The sequence below is a fragment of the Amycolatopsis sp. NPDC088138 genome (assembly GCF_044741685.1).
Classification (GTDB): domain Bacteria; phylum Actinomycetota; class Actinomycetes; order Mycobacteriales; family Pseudonocardiaceae; genus Amycolatopsis.
In genome coordinates this window covers 1232018-1248865 of the sequence record NZ_JBIUTB010000003.1, presented here as the reverse complement: position 1 = coordinate 1248865, position 16848 = coordinate 1232018, and the positions used below count along the sequence as shown (strand labels likewise).

Annotated in this window: 14 protein-coding genes and 2 tRNA genes; 6 read left to right on the top strand and 10 right to left on the bottom strand. The window is 68.1% G+C overall.

Going from position 1 to position 16848, the window contains the following annotated elements:
* Positions 1–47 precede the first annotated feature (47 nt).
* From gyrB to ACIOD2_RS21210, 4 genes are all read left to right on the top strand, one after another.
* Positions 48–2015, top strand: coding sequence for a DNA topoisomerase (ATP-hydrolyzing) subunit B (gene gyrB / locus ACIOD2_RS21225; RefSeq protein ID WP_400540304.1), 1968 nt, complete (start codon positions 48–50; stop codon positions 2013–2015).
* Between the two features lie 50 nt (positions 2016–2065).
* Positions 2066–4657, top strand: coding sequence for a DNA gyrase subunit A (gene gyrA, locus ACIOD2_RS21220; protein ID WP_400540302.1), 2592 nt, complete (start codon positions 2066–2068; stop codon positions 4655–4657).
* Positions 4658–4706: 49 nt separating this feature from the next.
* Positions 4707–5381: a DUF3566 domain-containing protein gene (locus tag ACIOD2_RS21215; protein ID WP_400540300.1), complete on the top strand. Its 675-nt coding sequence runs from the start codon at positions 4707–4709 to the stop codon at positions 5379–5381.
* A 49-nt stretch (positions 5382–5430) separates the two neighbouring features.
* A tRNA-Ile gene (locus tag ACIOD2_RS21210) sits at positions 5431–5504 on the top strand.
* Positions 5505–5661: 157 nt separating this feature from the next.
* On the opposite strand, the gene ACIOD2_RS21205 is transcribed toward ACIOD2_RS21210, so the two are convergent.
* The 4 genes from ACIOD2_RS21205 to ACIOD2_RS21190 form a co-directional block, all read right to left on the bottom strand.
* A complete protein-coding gene (locus ACIOD2_RS21205) occupies positions 5662–6960 on the bottom strand; it encodes a pentapeptide repeat-containing protein (RefSeq protein WP_400540298.1) in 1299 nt (432 codons plus the stop codon).
* Positions 6961–7521: 561 nt separating this feature from the next.
* Positions 7522–8175, bottom strand: a complete 654-nt coding sequence (locus tag ACIOD2_RS21200) for an alpha/beta hydrolase (RefSeq protein ID WP_400540296.1) — start codon at positions 8173–8175, stop codon at positions 7522–7524.
* A gap of 118 nt (positions 8176–8293) precedes the next feature.
* Entirely contained in the window at positions 8294–9166 is an 873-nt protein-coding gene (locus tag ACIOD2_RS21195) for a helix-turn-helix transcriptional regulator (RefSeq protein ID WP_400540294.1), read from the bottom strand.
* A 53-nt stretch (positions 9167–9219) separates the two neighbouring features.
* Positions 9220–10023, bottom strand: a complete 804-nt coding sequence (locus ACIOD2_RS21190; RefSeq protein WP_400540292.1) for an SDR family oxidoreductase — start codon at positions 10021–10023, stop codon at positions 9220–9222.
* 665 nt (positions 10024–10688) lie between these two features.
* Between ACIOD2_RS21190 and ACIOD2_RS21185 the strand changes: the two genes are divergently transcribed.
* Both ACIOD2_RS21185 and ACIOD2_RS21180 read left to right on the top strand, forming a co-directional pair.
* On the top strand, positions 10689–10856 hold the full coding sequence (locus ACIOD2_RS21185; protein WP_086679331.1) for a DLW-39 family protein: 168 nt from the start codon (positions 10689–10691) through the stop codon (positions 10854–10856).
* 32 nt (positions 10857–10888) lie between these two features.
* A tRNA-Ala gene (locus tag ACIOD2_RS21180) sits at positions 10889–10961 on the top strand.
* 80 nt (positions 10962–11041) lie between these two features.
* Here the strand turns inward: ACIOD2_RS21180 and ACIOD2_RS21175 are convergent.
* The 6 genes from ACIOD2_RS21175 to ACIOD2_RS21150 form a co-directional block, all read right to left on the bottom strand.
* The gene (locus ACIOD2_RS21175) at positions 11042–11767 is read right to left on the bottom strand and encodes a VOC family protein (protein WP_400540290.1); all 726 of its coding nucleotides are present in this window, start codon (positions 11765–11767) and stop codon (positions 11042–11044) included.
* Positions 11768–12310: 543 nt separating this feature from the next.
* A complete protein-coding gene (locus tag ACIOD2_RS21170) occupies positions 12311–13702 on the bottom strand; it encodes an alpha/beta fold hydrolase (RefSeq protein WP_400540288.1) in 1392 nt (463 codons plus the stop codon).
* A gap of 176 nt (positions 13703–13878) precedes the next feature.
* Positions 13879–15018, bottom strand: a complete 1140-nt coding sequence (locus ACIOD2_RS21165) for an SMP-30/gluconolactonase/LRE family protein (RefSeq protein WP_400540286.1) — start codon at positions 15016–15018, stop codon at positions 13879–13881.
* 52 nt (positions 15019–15070) lie between these two features.
* Positions 15071–15709 (bottom strand): pyridoxal 5'-phosphate synthase, encoded by a 639-nt coding sequence (locus tag ACIOD2_RS21160; protein WP_400540285.1) that lies wholly within the window; start codon positions 15707–15709, stop codon positions 15071–15073.
* Position 15710: 1 nt separating this feature from the next.
* Complete coding sequence (locus ACIOD2_RS21155; RefSeq protein ID WP_400540283.1) at positions 15711–16328, bottom strand: hypothetical protein; 618 nt, start codon at positions 16326–16328, stop codon at positions 15711–15713.
* Positions 16329–16412: 84 nt separating this feature from the next.
* Positions 16413–16823, bottom strand: a complete 411-nt coding sequence (locus ACIOD2_RS21150; protein WP_400540281.1) for a DoxX family protein — start codon at positions 16821–16823, stop codon at positions 16413–16415.
* Positions 16824–16848 lie beyond the last annotated feature (25 nt).

Below are 16848 nucleotides of genomic sequence, written 5' to 3'. Positions count from 1 at the left end.
GGAGGGAGCGAACGTCCGCTCGCGCGAGACGAGGAGAAACAAGGCCTGTGACCGAGAACAAGAGCGAGTACAACGCGTCATCGATCACGGTGCTCGAAGGCCTCGAAGCGGTCCGCAAGCGTCCCGGCATGTACATCGGCTCCACCGGTGAACGCGGCCTGCACCACCTCGTTCAGGAGGTCGTCGACAACTCGGTCGACGAAGCGATGGCCGGGTACGCCACCAAGGTCGAGGTTACTCTCCTCGCCGACGGCGGGGTGCGCGTCGTCGACGACGGCCGCGGCATCCCGGTCGACATGCACCCCAAGGAGCACAAGCCGACCATCGAGGTCGTGCTCACCCAGCTGCACGCGGGCGGCAAGTTCGACAGCGACTCCTACGCGGTGTCCGGCGGCCTGCACGGCGTCGGCATCTCCGTGGTGAACGCGCTGTCGACGAAACTGCTGGCGGAGGTCAAGTACGGCGGCCGCAGCTGGCGCCAGCTGTACACCGACCAGCTGCCCGGCGAGCTCGAAGACCTCGGCCCGGCCACCGAGACCGGCACGACGATGACGTTCTGGGCCGACGACAGCATCTTCGAGACCACGACCTACAACTTCGAGACGATCTCGCGCCGCCTCCAGGAGATGGCGTTCCTCAACAAGGGACTGACGCTGTCGCTGCGCGACGAGCGCGTCGCCGACGAGGAGACCGAAGCCGACGCCGAGGGCAAGGTCGCCCGCGTCAAGGAGAAGGTCTACTGCTACCCGGGCGGGCTCGAGGACTTCGTCAAGCACATCAACGGCAGCAAGGACCCGATCCACCCCAGCGTGATCTCCTTCGACGCCAAGGGCGTCGGCCTCGAGGTCGAGGTCGCGATGCAGTGGAACAACGGCTTCACGCCGTCGGTCTACACGTTCGCCAACACGATCAACACCCACGAGGGCGGCACCCACGAAGAGGGCTTCCGCGCCGCGCTGACCCGTGTCGTCAACACGTACGCGCGCGAGAAGAAGCTGCTCAAGGAGAAGGACACCAACCTGACCGGTGACGACGTGCGCGAGGGTCTCGCCGCGATCGTCTCGATCAAGCTGGGCGAGCCGCAGTTCGAGGGCCAGACGAAGACCAAGCTGGGCAACAGCGAGGCGAAGACGTTCGTGCAGCAGCAGTCGAACGAATGGCTGGCCGACTGGTTCGAGCGCAATCCCGCCGAGGCGAAGACGATCATCAACAAGTCGGTCTCCTCGGCGCAGGCCCGGATGGCCGCGCGCAAGGCGCGTGACCTCGTCCGCCGCAAGGGCGCGCTCGACATCGGCGGCCTGCCCGGCAAGCTCAAGGACTGCCGCTCCACCAAGCCGGAGGAGTGCGAGCTCTACATCGTCGAGGGTGACTCGGCCGGCGGCTCGGCCAAGGAGGGCCGGGACTCGATGTACCAGGCGATCCTGCCGATCCGCGGCAAGATCATCAACGTCGAGAAGGCCCGCATCGACCGCGTTCTCAAGAACACCGAGGTCCAGTCGCTGATCACCGCGCTGGGCACCGGCATCCACGACGAGTTCGACCTGTCGAAGCTGCGCTACCACAAGATCGTGCTGATGGCCGACGCCGACGTCGACGGCCAGCACATCACCACGCTGCTGCTCACCCTGCTGTTCCGCTTCATGACCCCGCTGATCGAGCACGGCCACGTCTTCCTGTCGCGGCCGCCGCTGTACAAGATCAAGTGGCCGCGGTCCGAACCGGAGTACGCGTACTCCGACCGCGAGCGCGACGCCGTCATCAAGGCCGGCGTCGAGGGCGGCAAGCGGCTCCCGAAGGACGACGCGATCCAGCGCTACAAGGGTCTCGGCGAGATGAACGCCGAGGAGCTGTGGGAGACCACGATGGACCCGGCCAACCGGCTGCTGGGCCAGGTCACCCTCGACGACGCCGCGCAGGCCGACGAGCTGTTCTCCGTCCTGATGGGCGAGGACGTCGAGGCGCGCCGCTCGTTCATCACGCGCAACGCCAAGGACGTGCGCTTCTTGGACGTGTAGGCGTCCACCCGTACTCGTCCCGCTAGGACCCCGCACCCGAGAAGGACCTCATGACGGAAACACTGCCGCCGGCGCCGGACCACGACCGGATCGAACCGGTCGACATCCAGCAGGAGATGCAGCGCTCCTACATCGACTACGCGATGAGCGTCATCGTGGCGCGCGCGCTCCCGGACGTCCGGGACGGCCTCAAGCCGGTGCACCGCCGGGTGCTGTACTCGATGTTCGACTCCGGCTTCCGGCCGGACCGCGGGTACAACAAGTGCTCCCGCGTCGTCGGCGACGTCATGGGCAACTACCACCCGCACGGTGACTCGGCGATCTACGACGCGCTGGTCCGGCTCGCCCAGCCGTGGTCGATGCGGTACCCGCTGATCGACGGCCAGGGCAACTTCGGCTCGCCGGGCAACGACCCCGCGGCCGCCATGCGGTACACCGAGTCCCGGCTCGCGCCGCTGGCCATGCAGATGCTGGCCGACATCGAAGAAGACACCGTCGACTTCTCCGACAACTACGACGGCCGCACGCAGGAGCCCGACGTCCTGCCGGCGCGGTTCCCGAACCTGCTGGTCAACGGTGGTTCCGGGATCGCGGTCGGGATGGCGACGAACATCCCGCCGCACAACCTGCGCGAGGTCTCCGACGGCGTCGTCTGGGCGCTGGAGAACCCGGAGGCCGACGACGACGAGCTGCTGGCCGCGCTGCTGGTGCGGATCAAGGGCCCGGACTTCCCGACCAAGGCGATGATCCTCGGCACGTCCGGCATCGAGGACGCCTACCGCACCGGCCGCGGCTCGGTCCGGATGCGCGCGGTCGTCGAGGTCGAAGAGGACGCGAAGGGCCGCACGATCCTGGTCGTGTCCGAGCTGCCGTACCAGGTCAACCCGGACAACCTCGTCGAGAACATCGCGAACCTGGTCCGCGACGGCAAGCTCACCGGCATCGCCGACATCGCCGACGAGTCCAACAGCCGGTCCGGCATGCGGATCGTCGTCACGATCAAGCGCGACGCGGTCGCGAAGGTCGTGCTGAACAACCTCTACAAGCACACGCAGCTGCAGCAGAACTTCGGTGTCAACATGCTGGCGCTGGTCGACGGCGTGCCGCGCACGCTGCGGCTCGACCAGATCATCCGGCACTACGTGAAGCACCAGGTCGAGGTCATCGTCCGGCGGACCAGGTTCCGCCTGAAGAAGGCCGAAGAGCGGGCCCACATCCTGCGTGGTTACGTCAAGGCGCTCGACGCGCTCGACGAGGTCATCGCGCTGATCCGGCGGTCGCCGTCCGCGGACGAGGCCCGGCCGGCCCTGATGGAGCTGCTGGACGTCGACGAGATCCAGGCCACCGCGATCCTCGACATGCAGCTGCGGCGCCTGGCCGCGCTGGAGCGGCAGCGGATCATCGACCAGCTGGCCGAGATCGAGCTGGAGATCGCCGACCTCAAGGACATCCTCGAGAAGCCGGAACGCCAGCGCGCGATCATCCGCGACGAGCTGATGGCGATCGTCGAGAAGTACGGCGACGACCGGCGCACGAAGATCATCGGGTTCAGCGGCGACGTCACCGACGAAGAGCTGATCGCGGTCGAGGACGTCGTTGTCACCATCACCCGCACGGGGTACGCCAAGCGGACGAAAACCGATCTTTACCGCTCGCAGAAGCGCGGCGGCAAGGGCGTGCAGGGCGCGACGCTGAAGCAGGACGACATCGTCCAGCACTTCTTCGTCTGCTCGACGCACGACTGGATGCTGTTCTTCACGAACAAGGGCCGCGTCTACCGGACCAAGGCGTACGACCTGCCCGAGGCCAACCGCAACGCGCGCGGCCAGCACGTGGCGAACCTCATGGCGTTCCAGCCGGACGAGCAGATCGCCCAGGTCATCCAGATCAAGAACTACGAGGTCGCGCCGTACCTGGTGCTCGCCACCAAGCGCGGCCTGGTGAAGAAGACCAAGCTCACCGACTTCGACTCGAACCGCTCCGGCGGCCTCATCGCCATCAACCTGCGCGAAGGTGACGAACTGGTCGGCGCGGTGCTGGCGGCGGCCGAGGACGACCTGCTCCTGGTGTCGGCCGAAGGCCAGTCCATCCGCTTCCACGCGACGGACGAGGCACTGCGGCCGATGGGCCGTCCGACGTCCGGCGTGCTCGGCATGCGGTTCAACGACGGCGACGAACTGCTCGGCATCAGTGTGGTCAAGCCCGACAAGTTCCTGCTGGTCGCGACCGATGGCGGATACTCGAAGCGCACGCCGATCGAGGACTACCCGGTGCAGGGCCGCGGCGGCAAGGGTGTGCTCACCATTCAGCACGACCGCAAACGTGGCAGGCTGGTGGGTGCGCTGATCGTCGACGCCGAGGACGAGCTGTACGCGATCACCTCGAGCGGCGGCGTGATCCGCACGCCGGCGGGCGATGTGCGCAAGGCAGGGCGGCAGACGAAGGGGGTCCGGCTGATGAATCTCGGCGAAGGCACCACTCTTCTCGCCGTCGCACGCAACGCGGACGAGCCCTCGGACGTCGCCAACGGTGACAGCGCGGAAACTGCGGAAGCGGACGACACGGTGGAAACTGTGTCCGAAGAAACCGTGGTCGAAGCGACAGACGCGGGTGAAGAAACGACGGCGACGCCGGAGCAGTAGGTTCCAGCGCGAACGGCGTCTCCACGGCACGGGTAAGGACTGACTCTTCGTGACACCATCCGAGAATCCCGAGGCAGCGGGTTCGAACGGGACTCCGGCGAGCCCACCCTGGCAGCGGGTAGGCAAGGACGGCGGCGACGCCGAGGCGACGGTCGGGCTGGCCACGGAGGAAGCGCACCCGGCCGGCGAGACGCAACCCGTCTCCCCGGCCGACCGCCCGGTGGTGACCGGCAGTGCCGCCCCCCGCCTCTTCGGCAGCGGCGACACCCCACCGGGCGGCGAGCCGTCCGCGGCCGCCGTCCCGTCGGCCTCGTCCCAGCGCGCCCGCCCGAGCGCCCTCCGACGCCCGGGCCGAGGCCCGCGGCGGGCAAGCCTGCAGGTCAAGCGCTTCGACCCGTGGTCGGTGCTGAAGCTGTCCCTGGTACTGGGCGTCGCGATGTTCTTCGTCTGGCTCGTCGCGGTCGGCGTCCTCTACACGGTCCTCGACGGCATGGGCGTCTGGGACAAGCTGAACGGCACGTACTCCTCCCTGGTCGGCGGCGAAGGCGCGAACGCCTCCTCGGAACCCCTGATCAGCGCGGGCCGCGTCTTCGGCATCGCGGCGATCTTGGGAGCGATCAACATCGTCCTGGTGTCGGCACTGGCCACGGTCAGCGCGTTCATCTACAACGTGTCCGCCGACCTCGCCGGAGGCCTGGAAGTCACGCTGTCGGAACGGGAGTAACCCGGTTGCAGGGCCCCCTCGGGGGTCCTGTAAAGTTCTCCTCGTTCAAGGGCCTATAGCTCAGGTGGTTAGAGCGCTTCGCTGATAACGAAGAGGTCCCAGGTTCAAGTCCTGGTAGGCCCACGCAAGTCAAAGCTCGGTTCACCTCACTGGTGAACCGGGCTTTTTGCTGCAGCCTGACTACCCGCCATGCACCAGCAGGTTCGTCTTGTCGGGCGATGGCGCCGAGCTGCGGTTCACTAGCCATGGGGTGTTGGCCAAGGCTGACAGCCTACGAGCGTCACTTAGGTGCAGCGTCTGGGGAGGCCTGCTGGCGCACCAGTTCGTCCGCGTCCAGCGCGAAGAACTCTGGCGGAAGGTTGATCCGCGTATCTTTGTCGATAAGCACAGCGGTGAGGTTAGTGCCTTCCAGTTTTGCAAGCTCGACGTTTGCGCCTCTGAGGTCGACCCGAGTGAGATCCGCACCTGTGAGGTCTGCGCCTTGGAGATTTGCCCGGCTGAGGTTCGCGTGGGTGAGGTTAGTCTCACAAAGCGATGCTCCAATGAGTTCTGCATCGCTGAGGTCTGCATGTGTGAGGTCCGCCCCATCGAGTACCACGGAACGCAACTTGGCATCGCGGAGATCTGCATGCACGAAAGTTGAGTAGGAGAGATTCGACTTCAGGAAGTTCGCGTCAGCAAGCCTCGCATGCGTGAAGTCCGTAGCTACGAGCTTCGAGAGGGTGAGGTCCGCGCCGGCCATGTTCGCGTGAGCGAGGTCGATGATGATGGCGACGTCATCCCAGAAGATTGGGCTCGTTGAGGGTATCTCGCGATGCCGATGAAGGATGCGCTGCGCGGTAATGCGTACTTGAGCTTCTTGGGCTCGGTCTTCGTAGCGGTCAAGTTGGTCAGGACTCGCGTCTTCAGGCGGCTCCGCCGGAACCGTATAGCGCATCCGCAGGTATGCACAGATGACGTTGACGATGGTGGCGCGCTGATCCGGGTGATTCTGACCGAGGCGTTCGAGGGCGTAAAGACCTCCGAGTCGAACGGGGGCTTTGGGCGAGCCGAGTTGCTCGACGGCCTTGGTGTAAAGCTCGGTGACGCGACGTTCGGTAGCATCCAGGGTGGTGTCGGCCGTGGCCTTTTCCTGATGAATCTGGCGTCGGACAGCGAGCAGCAAAGCGAAGATGCCAGTAGCACCGGCGCCGATGCCGAGGCCAGTCTTAATGGCATCAACACGTGCCGAGCCGCGGTCTTTGGCGGAATCAGCCTCTGCGAGCAGCCAGCTCGTCGCGCCCCAAGCGACCATCCCAACCACCACTCCCGCAGTGATCACCAACCACCAGCTCAGACCTGGCGGCTGTGAGCGTGACGGACGCTCCGGTTTCCGCCAGGTCCAGCCGCCGATGATTGTAAAGACGGCGGCTGCTGCGAACGTCGCTAACCATGGTGCTCTCGGCAAGCTCCATCGCCCGATGCTCGACCAGTTGATCAAGTCCAACAGCACCACAACACCAAGCAAGAGGAGCGCCAAAGCCGCTGCAAATGCGCCGCTCGCTCGCCGTCGACCCATGACGTGCGCGTCGTTCTCCATAGAGAGACAGTCGTCGCAGGTTGACTCACTGCTACATCTCAACTGCAGACGACGAGCAAGCCCCGCTGAAGATCGGTTTTCCGTAGGCGGACGAAGAAAGGGAGATTCGCGACGTCGAAGCAGCTGGTCCGGCCATAGCAGCCGGACCAGCCGCTTCGGTCTCCCGCTTACGTGCCGGCGAAGATGCTGTCCATCGCCTCGGCGCCGTGTTGGATCACTCTGCGAGCGGTGACGTGAGTCATCACTCGCAGGGTACCGAGTCGGTCGCTGTGAGGTACGGGAATGCACGCATGCGAGGTAGTCACTCTTAGTCAGAGTGATAGGTGCAGCCTGACGAGCCGCCTGACAATCAGGCTGCATCACCAAGTACCTCGCAGGACGTCTGCGGACGTTCGAGCCCCAAGTCAACGGCATGCGCCTTGATCGTGAACGGGTGGTCTTGGCCTGATAACGAAGAGGTCCCAGGTTCAAGTCCTGGTAGGCCCACGCAAGTCAAGCCCGGTTCGCGATGTGCGAACCGGGCTTTTTGCTGCCTGCCTGCCGCATGGTTGTCCTGAATTGTCAGCTTCGGATGTCGCGCAGCAGATCGATGACGAGTTCGGGGTCAGTCACGAACGGCGAGTGGCCGCAGTTCCAGGTCAGCGTTGTTTCACAGCGAAGGGCCATCTTCCGCTGCAGGTCTGGGTCGACGGCACGGTCGTGTGAACAGACGACGTAGGTCGACGGTGTGTCGTGCCACGCCTGTCGGGCCGGTACACCTCGGCCGCATCCAGGGCCTTGAGGACGCAGCAAGGCAAGAGCCCAGGTCACTCGCTCCGGTTCGCAGCCCTCGTACATCGCCTGGGTCACCATGGCCAGGTCCAAGCGGGTCGAGCCGTCCTCCAGCGGTATGACGGCCGGGCCGATCAGATGGGTCGAGCGGCCGAGACTCGCCGCGCTCTCCCCCTCATCGGGAACGAACGCCGCGAGGTACACGAGGTGCGCGGCGCCGGTGAGGCCGGTGATCACTGAACCACCGTAGGAGTGGCCGAGCACGACCGGCTTCTCGTGCAGGTCATCCACGACGGCCTGCACTGCTGCGGTGTCCGCGGCCAAAGATCCCCGGTGCAGTTCGGGAACGACGACCACCGCACCGGAGTCTCGCAGCGGAGCGGCGACGAGATCGAAGTGTCCAGGGTCGTGCCACTGGCCGTGTACCAGCACGATGCTTGTCATCCGGATCTTCTCCTGGGCGCAGCGCCGCCCGCGGGACGAGCAGCACGCGGTCGTCTAGGTAGTCCGCGATTGCTATCGACGACGTTGCCGCGGTTGCGTCCATGACGTAGGTCAGCGGTCACCGCACTGGCTTCTCCTGGCTAGCCGCCCATGACGCCAACAAGGCCAGACCGTCCGCGGTCGCCGTGCCGGCGGGCGCGGTGTAGACGGTCAGGAGCAAGCCGGGTTCGGCAGGCAGTTCCATCGATTCGACGTCCAGGTCGAGCCGGCCCACGACCGGGTGGTGCAGCCGCTTGCGTCCGGACCGGTGGAGCCGAACGTCCTGGGATGCCCACCGCTGCCGAAACAGTTCGCTGCGGGTCGACAACTCACCGACCAGGGCGAACAGATCCTCGTCGTGCGGATTGCGGCCGGCTTCCATGCGCAGCTTCGCGGCCGTATCGCCGGCGATCTGGTCGTAGTCGACGAAGAACGTTTTTGCCGATTCGGGATCCAGGTACACGAACCGCGCGGTGTTCGCCGGGCGTCGCGGGTCGGCCAGCACTGGTGAATAGAGCGCGTGGGCAAGGTGATTCGTGGCCAGCACGTCGTAACGGCCGTTGCAAATCCACGCCGGCGCATCGGTGATGGCGTCGAGCACCTGCAGAAGCGCCGGACGTACCGTCACGGCAGGGCGCCGGCGGCGTGGACCGCCGGGCGCCCTGGACTGCCGCGCGAGGTGGAACAGGTGATCGCGCTCCGCCTCGTCGAGGTGCAAGGCAGAGGCCAACGCGTCGAGCACCCCGTCGGAGGCGCCGGCGAGGCTGCCGCGCTCCATGCGCACGTAGTAGTCGACCGACACCCCGGCCAGCAGAGCTACCTCTTCGCGACGCAGACCTTTGACCCGGCGGTTGCCGCCGTAGGCGGGCAGTCCGGCCCGCTCGGGCGTGATCCGCGCGCGACGGGAGCTGAGGAACTCCTTGATCTCGGTGCGCGGATCGATCTTGGCCATCTCGTCACCGTAAGCCCTGTCCGCGGGCGAAGGGAGGTTCTGCTGGTACCCGCCTAGGTACCGGTTGCGGTCGTGGCGATGCCGCCGTCGACCGGGATGATGGTGCCCGTGAGGTAGGACGCGGCCCGGCTGGCGAGGAACACGGCGATACCCGCCATGTCGTCGTCGCGGCCGAGCCGTCGCAGAGGGGCCTTCGCCGCGATCGTGTCGCCGATGGCATCGAGCGTGGCCGCCATCATCTGCGACGGGAACGGTCCTGGGGCCACCGCGTTCACCGTGATGTGCTGCGGGCCCAGTTCTCGGGCCAGCACCCTGGTGAGTTGATGGAGTCCCGCTTTGCTGCTGGCGTAGGAGTAGTTGGGCGAGTCGGCGACGTGGATGGCGGCGATACTGCCGATGTTGACGACCCGCGCGGGATCATCGGCGGTGCCCGCCTTGCGAAGCGCGGGGAGCAGCGCCTGCACCAGCCAGAACGGCGACTTGAGGTTGAGGTCGACCACCGCGTCCCAGGCCTCGGCCGGGAACGTCTCCAGCGGCTCGCGCCACATCGCTCCCGCGTTGTTGACGAGGATGTCCAGGCGTTCCGAGTCGGCTTTGACAAGATCAGCGAGTCGCCGGCACTCGTCGTACCTGGACAGGTCGGCGGGGATTGCTTGAACGTCGCCGAATTCGGACAGTGTTCGCTGTGCCTCCGCGCACGTGTCTGCGTTGCGTGAACTGATGACGACGCGCGCGCCCGCCTGCAAAAGGCCGCACGCGATCATCATTCCGATTCCTCTGGTGCTGCCAGTGATAAGTGCGTGTTTCCCACTCAGATCAAAAAGGTCTGCGTGAGTGGTGAACTGGTTGCCCGCCATTGGTCTTCGTTCCTTTCAGGGCTTGGCTGAGAGCCGACTCAAGCAGGTTGGCAGGCGTTCTGGACGTCTGGGAGACCCTGGTGACCCAGGTACTGGGAGTGCCTCCCTTGCCTGGTGCGCCGGCTCACGCTGCCGCCCACGACCGCGCGGTCAGGAAACGAGTGGTCGAATTCGTGGCCCTAAGTCTTGGTCAAGCTTTGGGTCCGTTGCTGCCTTCTCGGTTTACCGTCGAGGGGACGAAGGGGGCCTGTTATGGGTTGGATCGTCTTGGGAATTGTTGTTGTGGTGCTGCTTGGCGTTGGCCTGGTTGTTGATCTCAAGGACCGAGGGCGTGGCGGCAAGCGGATCGCCAGGGGACTCGGGGACGCTCGGCGGACTGACGTCGTGCCGAATCCTCAGGTCGGGGACCAGGGCGCCGGGATGTTCCTGCCCTGAGGTACGGGTCAGCCCTGCCGGGAAGAGAAGTGCCGGCAGGGCTGAGTTGGTGGTCGACCACTCAGTACAACGGTGTTGCGTGGCTCCGTATTTCGGTGCCGTTGTGACCTGGGTTACGTGCGGTGCCAGTGGTTCCACGTGGAACACCGCGCTCCGGCACCGGCCGACTTCGTGCCGGGCCGGGTGCAGTAACATCGCGGGGTAAGGGAAGCAATGAGAAGGGGGCTTCGGTGAAGAAGCTGCTGGCACTCGCGGTCATCGCGGGCGGCGTCCTGTTCGTGGTCAAGCGCAACAAGGCGGCGAAGGCCGAAGCCGACCTCTGGCGCGAGGCGACCGCTCCGGTCCCCTCGAACAACGGAACCACCCCGGCCAAGCCGGCGGGCGCTTCCCACAACTGAGTCTCCGTGCGGGCGGTCCGCCGCCCGCGCCCGGGGCTGTAGCTCAATTGGTAGAGCACCGCCTTTGCAAGGCGGGGGTCAGGGGTTCGATTCCCCTCAGCTCCACAACCCCAGGACGTGACAAAGGCCAGGTCAGGCGGTGTTTCCGCGGACCTGGTCTTCGTTGTGTCAGTCAGCTGTGTCCGTCACTCCGCCAGCGGCCCGGGGTGGCGACCGGTCGGCCGTACGTAGAACTCGTTGCCGTCCGGATCCACCAGCACGACGGTGCTGTCGTCGCGGGCGTCGAGCCGAGCCGCACCGAGGGAGATCAGCTCGTCGACCGCCTCCCGCTGGTCGCCGTCCGGGAGCAGCTCGAAGCGCTGCTGGTTCGGCGCCACGGGTGTGCCGTCCCACGTGTCCCATGCGAGTTTCGTGCCGCCGCGCGGTGACTGGATCGCGATCTGCTCGCCCCGGTCCCACACCAGGAGCCAGCCCAGCGCCTCGCTCCAGAACTCCCCAACCTGACGACTGCCGGCACAGGTGAGCTCACCCAGCGGACCGCACCCAGCGAGGTAGCCGTTGCCGGGCTCGATCACGCAGAACTCGTAGCCCGCCGGGTCGGCCAGGACGACGTGCGCCTCCTCGGGGCGCTGTCCGACGTCGACGTGGCGGCCGCCGAGGCTGACCGCCGTGGCCACCGTGTGCTGCTGGTCGTCGAGGTCGGTGCTGGTCAGGTGCAGGTGCATCCGGTTCGCGCCCAGCCGGCCGGCGCGGCCTGGTACGAACCGCAGGCCGAGCTGGGTGTCCCCGCCCGGTAGCAGCACACCGCCGTCATCCTCGACGACCTCCCGGCCGAGCAAGCCGGCCCAGAAGCGTGCCGGTTCGGCAGGGTCGACCGCCTCGAAGGTCACCGCCAGCAGTCGTGAACGCATCACCGGAACGTAGACACCGCCGCCACGGGGCGGCAAGGCAATAAGGCGGCTCAGCTCCACAAGAACGTCGGCCGCTCGAACACCGTGTTGTCGATGCCGACGTCGGCCACCGCGCGTGGATCCACCTCCGCGAGGTAGCAGCGTTCCGCGGGCAGGTACCGAAACCGGTGTACTGCCTCGGCTTCCGAGCCTGCCCAGGACTGGTCGCGTCGGGCACCTCGCTCGATCGACAGCTCCGCTGAATGGTCGATCTGCGTCAGCGGGGGCCAGGAGGAGCCTGACCACGGCGTCGTAGTTGAAGGCGTTGCGGTAGTCGTCCAGGCACGCCCGCAGAACGGGCCGGCCGGAACGACCGATCCGTTCTGCGAGCTGGTGCCCGAAGCTCGTCTTCCCCGCCGCGGTCCGGCCGTCGATCGCGACCCGCAGCCGGCCGTCACCGAGCGCCAGGACGCGGTCGGCGACCGCATCCAGCATCGCGAGGCCCGTCGGCGTCGGCTGCCGCAGTGGTTGCTGCCAGGTCGACGCCGAATACCGGACGTCCACTCAGCCGAGAAACGCGATCACCGCGTCGCGGCCCGCGTGGCCTCGTTCGCGGTTCTGGATCGAGTGCGACGCTCCCGGGACCACCACCAGCTTCCCCTGCGGTGCCTGCTTGGCCTCCTCTTTCGCCCATTCCAGCGGCGTCGACAGGTCGTGGTCGCCGTTCAGCAGCAGCACCGGGACGTTCGGGAGCCGCGACGACGGGTTGGACCCGGGACGCTCCGCCGGCCACGGCAGGCAGCTCTGGATGAAGCCCTGCTGCGTCGCCACCGCCGTCGTGTACGGCCAGGTCGCCGACGCCGGCAGCGTGCGCGAGGTCAGTGACAACAGCGGCTGGCGCAGGGAAACCGGCGTCGCCGCCGAACCCCACGGGAACCGCTGGTCCGCGCAGAGCGTCGCCGCGTGGAGGCCCGAGCTGAACGACGCCGGGTCGTCGCCGCCGGACTTGTACGCCTCCAGCAGCTGGTCCAGCTGTTCCGGGGCGCCGCCGCGGGCCGCGTGCAGCGCGCCGATGATGTCGCCCGCCGCCGGATCGCGGTAGCTGGGGTCGGCGAACTCGTACGAGACGATCGTGTCGAAGATCTTCACGCCGTCCGCCGTGCTCCGGTGGCGGACCACCCACGCGAGGTCGTCGGCCGGGTCGTAACCGCAGGCCGGAGCCGTCGCGCAGGCCAGCCGCAGCACACGCGCTTCGGCCTGAAGCCCGGTTAGGTACAGCGAGGCCGACGGCGTCGCGTGGTGCGGGAGCACCGAGTCCAGCACGACCTTGCTGACGTTGCCCGGGTGCGCGATCGCGTACCGCGCCGCCGTGAACGAGCCGTACGAGACGCCGTCGACGACCATCTTCGGCACGTTCAGCGCCTGGCGCAGCTGGTCGAAGTCCGCGACGGTCTGGTCCGTCGAGTACAGCGGCGCCGTCTTGCCGAGGATGCGGGCGCATTCGGTGACCGCGTCCGGCGTCGGCGTCGCGATGTCCGAACTGCCCATCTGCGCCTGCAGGCCCGGGCACTGCAGCGCCAGGGACGGGCCGGTGCCGCGCTGGTCCAGCATGACGATCCGGTAGTCCTTCGCGACCTCCGGCAGCCGCTGCGTGGCGATCCGCGTGATGGTGCCGACGCCGCCCTGACCGGGGCCGCCGGTGAGGAACAGGAGTACGCCCTTCGGCGCGGTGACGTTGTCCGCGGTCGCGATCGGCAGGTCGAGCGTGCCCGGGACGCGGCCGGTGTGGTCGAGTGGAACGGTCAGGGTCGAGCAGGTGAAGCCCGGTTGGCTCGGGCACGGGTGCGAGTCCGTCAGCTTCGGTCGTCCCCCAGGACGCGTGTCGGCCGCGGCCACACCACCGAGTGCGGCGGTCAGCGCCAGGACCAGCCCGGCGGTCAGCAGTTTCGAACGCATGATCCATCATGGCCACACCGGGCCCGGCGTGGAACACCCCCGAACGGCCCATACTTGCCGGGTGTCGGTCATCAGCAGGGCCTCGACGGCGCGCTGCGAGGCGCGTCGGCGGCCGAAGGAGAGCTCGCCGCCGCGGAACCTCGGCGAGGCCGGGAAGGCGCCGCGCCTGGCCGCGCTCAGCGCTTGACGCAGGAGATCTTCGCCAGAGCCGGCTTTCCCGGGCCGGCTTCGCCCGCCGAGTTGGGGAAGTTGTCCCGGCGGCTGCCGTCGGACTGCGTAACGCACAGGCGGCCGTCCGGGAGCAGGACCGGGCTGGTCGGGAACTCGAGCGGCCCGCCGTTGCGCAGTTTCGTCGTCGCGTCGGCCGGGTTGCGGAAGTACTCGACGACGCGGCCGTCGCGCCGGGCCAGCACGATCGCGTTGCGCTCGTTCGCCGCCGTCCAGACGTTGCCCGCGCGGTCGAGGACGATCCCGTCGGCGCCTTCGAGGTACGGGTGCTGGACCTCGACGTCGTCCAGGCACAGGGTGTTCGCCGGGAACGCGGCGTCGCAGCCGGTCGACGCGCGCGGCCGGCCGTCGCGGCCCATCGGGACGCGCCAGAGCGCGCCGCGCGCGGTGTCGGCGACAACGAGCGTGCCGTCTTCGGTGAACGCCAGGCCGTTCGCGACGATGTGCTGCGAGCCGGCGGTGTCCGCGGCGGTCCGGCCGTTCGGGGTGATGGTCACCGAGCCCGGCGGCAGCCCGCGCACGTCCCGGCCCACGCCGCCGACGCCGTTCACCACGTTGACGTCGCTGACCAGCGGCTGCACGCGGAACATCTCGGCGGCGACGCCGTCGGTGCCCGCCCGCCACACGCGGCCCTGGCCGGTGCCGCCGTCGGAGATCCACAGTGCGCCGGCGCGATCGAAGGCCAGGCCGTTCGCGCCGGGGACGCCGCGGGTGAACACCGTCGCGGCCGGCGGGTTCGCCGCGTCCGGCACGAACGACACCACGGTGTCGGCGTTCGCGACGTACAGCCGGCCGCGGCGGTCGAAGGTCAGCCCGGCCGGGCTGCACGGCGCGGGGATCGTGCCGACGACCGCGGCCGGGCCGCCGGTGGCCGCGACGCGGTAGACCGGGCAGGGATCGGCGCCGCGCGCCGGTGAGTAGAGGTTCCCGCGGCCGTCGGTGGTCAGGCCTTCCAGGCCGAGCGGTGAAGCGAACACCGTCTCGAAGACGGCAGGCCGTTGGGACGGGGACAGCTCACCGGCGGAAGCGGCGGACAGCAGTCCGGCGGAGAGGGTGGCGGTGAGGGCGAGTACGACGGTTCGGCGCATCAGGGCCTCCGTTTTGTCGGATTTCCTGCCTACCCGCGCCGCCCCCGGTGCGTCAAGGCCAGAGCCGCTCGCGGACCCACTCGCCGTCGGCCTTCCGGTACCGCAGCCGCACGTGCCGGCGGTCGTGGCTGGCCTGCCAGAACTCGACCTCGTCCGGGTCCACCAGGTACCGCGTCCAGGTTTCCGGGGCGACGCCGGGGTTTTCTTCGACCCAACGCGCGGCTTCCGCGGCGGCGGTGTCGAGTTCGGCCGGGTCGTGCAGCACCTGGGACTGGTGCCCGATGAACGCCTCGACGCGCGACGCGGGCGGCCGCGCCAGGAAGTCTTCGGCGGACACCTCGGGCGCGGCGGGGGAGACCGGCCCGCGCAGCCGGACCTGGCGGCCGCGGCCGGGCCAGAAGAACGTCAGCGCGGCGCGCGGATCCTTGCGTAGCTGCAGGCCTTTCGGGCTTTCCGAGCTGGTGGCGACCGCCCAGCCGCCGGGCCCGACGTCCTTGAGGATCACCACCCGCGCGTCCGGCGCGCCATCGGCGTCCACAGTGGACAGTGTGACGGCGTGCGGCGCCAGTACGTGCTCACCGGCTTCGGCCAGCCACTCCAGGAACAGTTCCCGCGGCTCCGGCGGTGCCGTCTCCGGGGTGAACCCGGGCAGTTCTTCGGGGAACGAGGGCCATCCACGCAACGCGACCATGTCAGTAACCGTACGGAGGCTGGCCCTGGGGCGGTTGGTACGGCTGCTGCTGCTGCCAACCCGGCGGCGGCTGCTGGGCCGGCGGGAGCTGTTGCTGCTGCTGCTGTTGTTGCTGCCACTGCACCTGCTGGTACACCTCGGCGGGCTGCGGGAAGCAGTACAACAGCTTCGCGTTGACCGAACCCTGCACGGCGGCGCCCCAGAGCTTCGTGCCGACGAACGCGTACGTCTGCCCGGCCGAGAGGTCGACGGCGACCATCCGCGTCTCACCGCCGAACTGGTTGCCCGACTTCGCCGTCGCGGCCTGCGCGGCGTCCGGGTACACCCGCTGGCCGACGAGCCCGGCGATGACGACCGACCCCGCCGTCCAGCCGACGGTCCCCAGCACGTTCGCGCGGGCGTGCTGCGTGGCGCGGCTGGTGAAGTCGTACAGCGCGGCGGCGTTGACCTCCGGGATGGCGCAGGCGACCACGCAGTAGTTCATCGTCGTGAGCATCACCGACTCGGTGAACAGCCCGACCACGGCGACCGCGGGCCCGAACTGCACGGAGTTCAGCCGGCCACCGGAGCGCTGGATGCGCTCGGCCACCGCACCGAGGTACTGCTCGGAAGTGAGCACGCCGGGGGACCTCCCACGCCGAAGACGGACACCGCCCGGCCATGCTCCCACGCCGGGCGGTGCCGATGTCGGCCGGTCGGCCCGTCAAGCAGCGGTTTCCACCTGGGCGGGGGCCCGGCGGAACACGCCCGCGACCGACCAGCGGCCCCGGTCGGCGAACGCGATGAGCAGGAAGCCCCAGCAGAAGAGCGCGGCCGCCTCACCGCCGTTCTCGATGGGCAGGAGACCGCCGCCCTGGTGCACGGTGAAGTAGGCGAACGCCATCGAACCGGAGCAGAGCACCGCGGCGGGCCGGGTGGCGACGCCGATCGTCACCAGCACGCCGCCGACGACCTGGATCAGCGACGCCCACCAGGACGGCCAGGCGCCGAATTCTGCCGCACGGGCCCCGAAAAGGCCGAAAAGCCGCGAAGCGCCGTGGCAGAGGAACAGGAAACCGAACACAATGCGGAAGAGGGCCATCACGTGATCGCGGCCCTTGTCGAACACCATCATTTCGTCGTCTCCCAGGCTGGCTGTC

Excerpts from the sequence above, each read along its gene's own strand:
- gyrA (WP_400540302.1), top strand. The coding sequence starts at position 2,066 with ATGACGGAAACACTGCCGCCGGCGCCGGACCACGACCGGATCGAACCG.
- ACIOD2_RS21205 (WP_400540298.1), bottom strand. The coding sequence starts at position 6,960 with ATGGAGAACGACGCGCACGTCATGGGTCGACGGCGAGCGAGCGGCGCA.
- ACIOD2_RS21200 (WP_400540296.1), bottom strand. The coding sequence starts at position 8,175 with ATGACAAGCATCGTGCTGGTACACGGCCAGTGGCACGACCCTGGACAC.
- ACIOD2_RS21195 (WP_400540294.1), bottom strand. The coding sequence starts at position 9,166 with ATGGCCAAGATCGATCCGCGCACCGAGATCAAGGAGTTCCTCAGCTCC.
- ACIOD2_RS21190 (WP_400540292.1), bottom strand. The coding sequence starts at position 10,023 with ATGGCGGGCAACCAGTTCACCACTCACGCAGACCTTTTTGATCTGAGT.
- ACIOD2_RS21175 (WP_400540290.1), bottom strand. The coding sequence starts at position 11,767 with ATGCGTTCACGACTGCTGGCGGTGACCTTCGAGGCGGTCGACCCTGCC.
- ACIOD2_RS21170 (WP_400540288.1), bottom strand. The coding sequence starts at position 13,702 with ATGCGTTCGAAACTGCTGACCGCCGGGCTGGTCCTGGCGCTGACCGCC.
- ACIOD2_RS21165 (WP_400540286.1), bottom strand. The coding sequence starts at position 15,018 with ATGCGCCGAACCGTCGTACTCGCCCTCACCGCCACCCTCTCCGCCGGA.
- ACIOD2_RS21160 (WP_400540285.1), bottom strand. The coding sequence starts at position 15,709 with ATGGTCGCGTTGCGTGGATGGCCCTCGTTCCCCGAAGAACTGCCCGGG.
- ACIOD2_RS21150 (WP_400540281.1), bottom strand. The coding sequence starts at position 16,823 with ATGATGGTGTTCGACAAGGGCCGCGATCACGTGATGGCCCTCTTCCGC.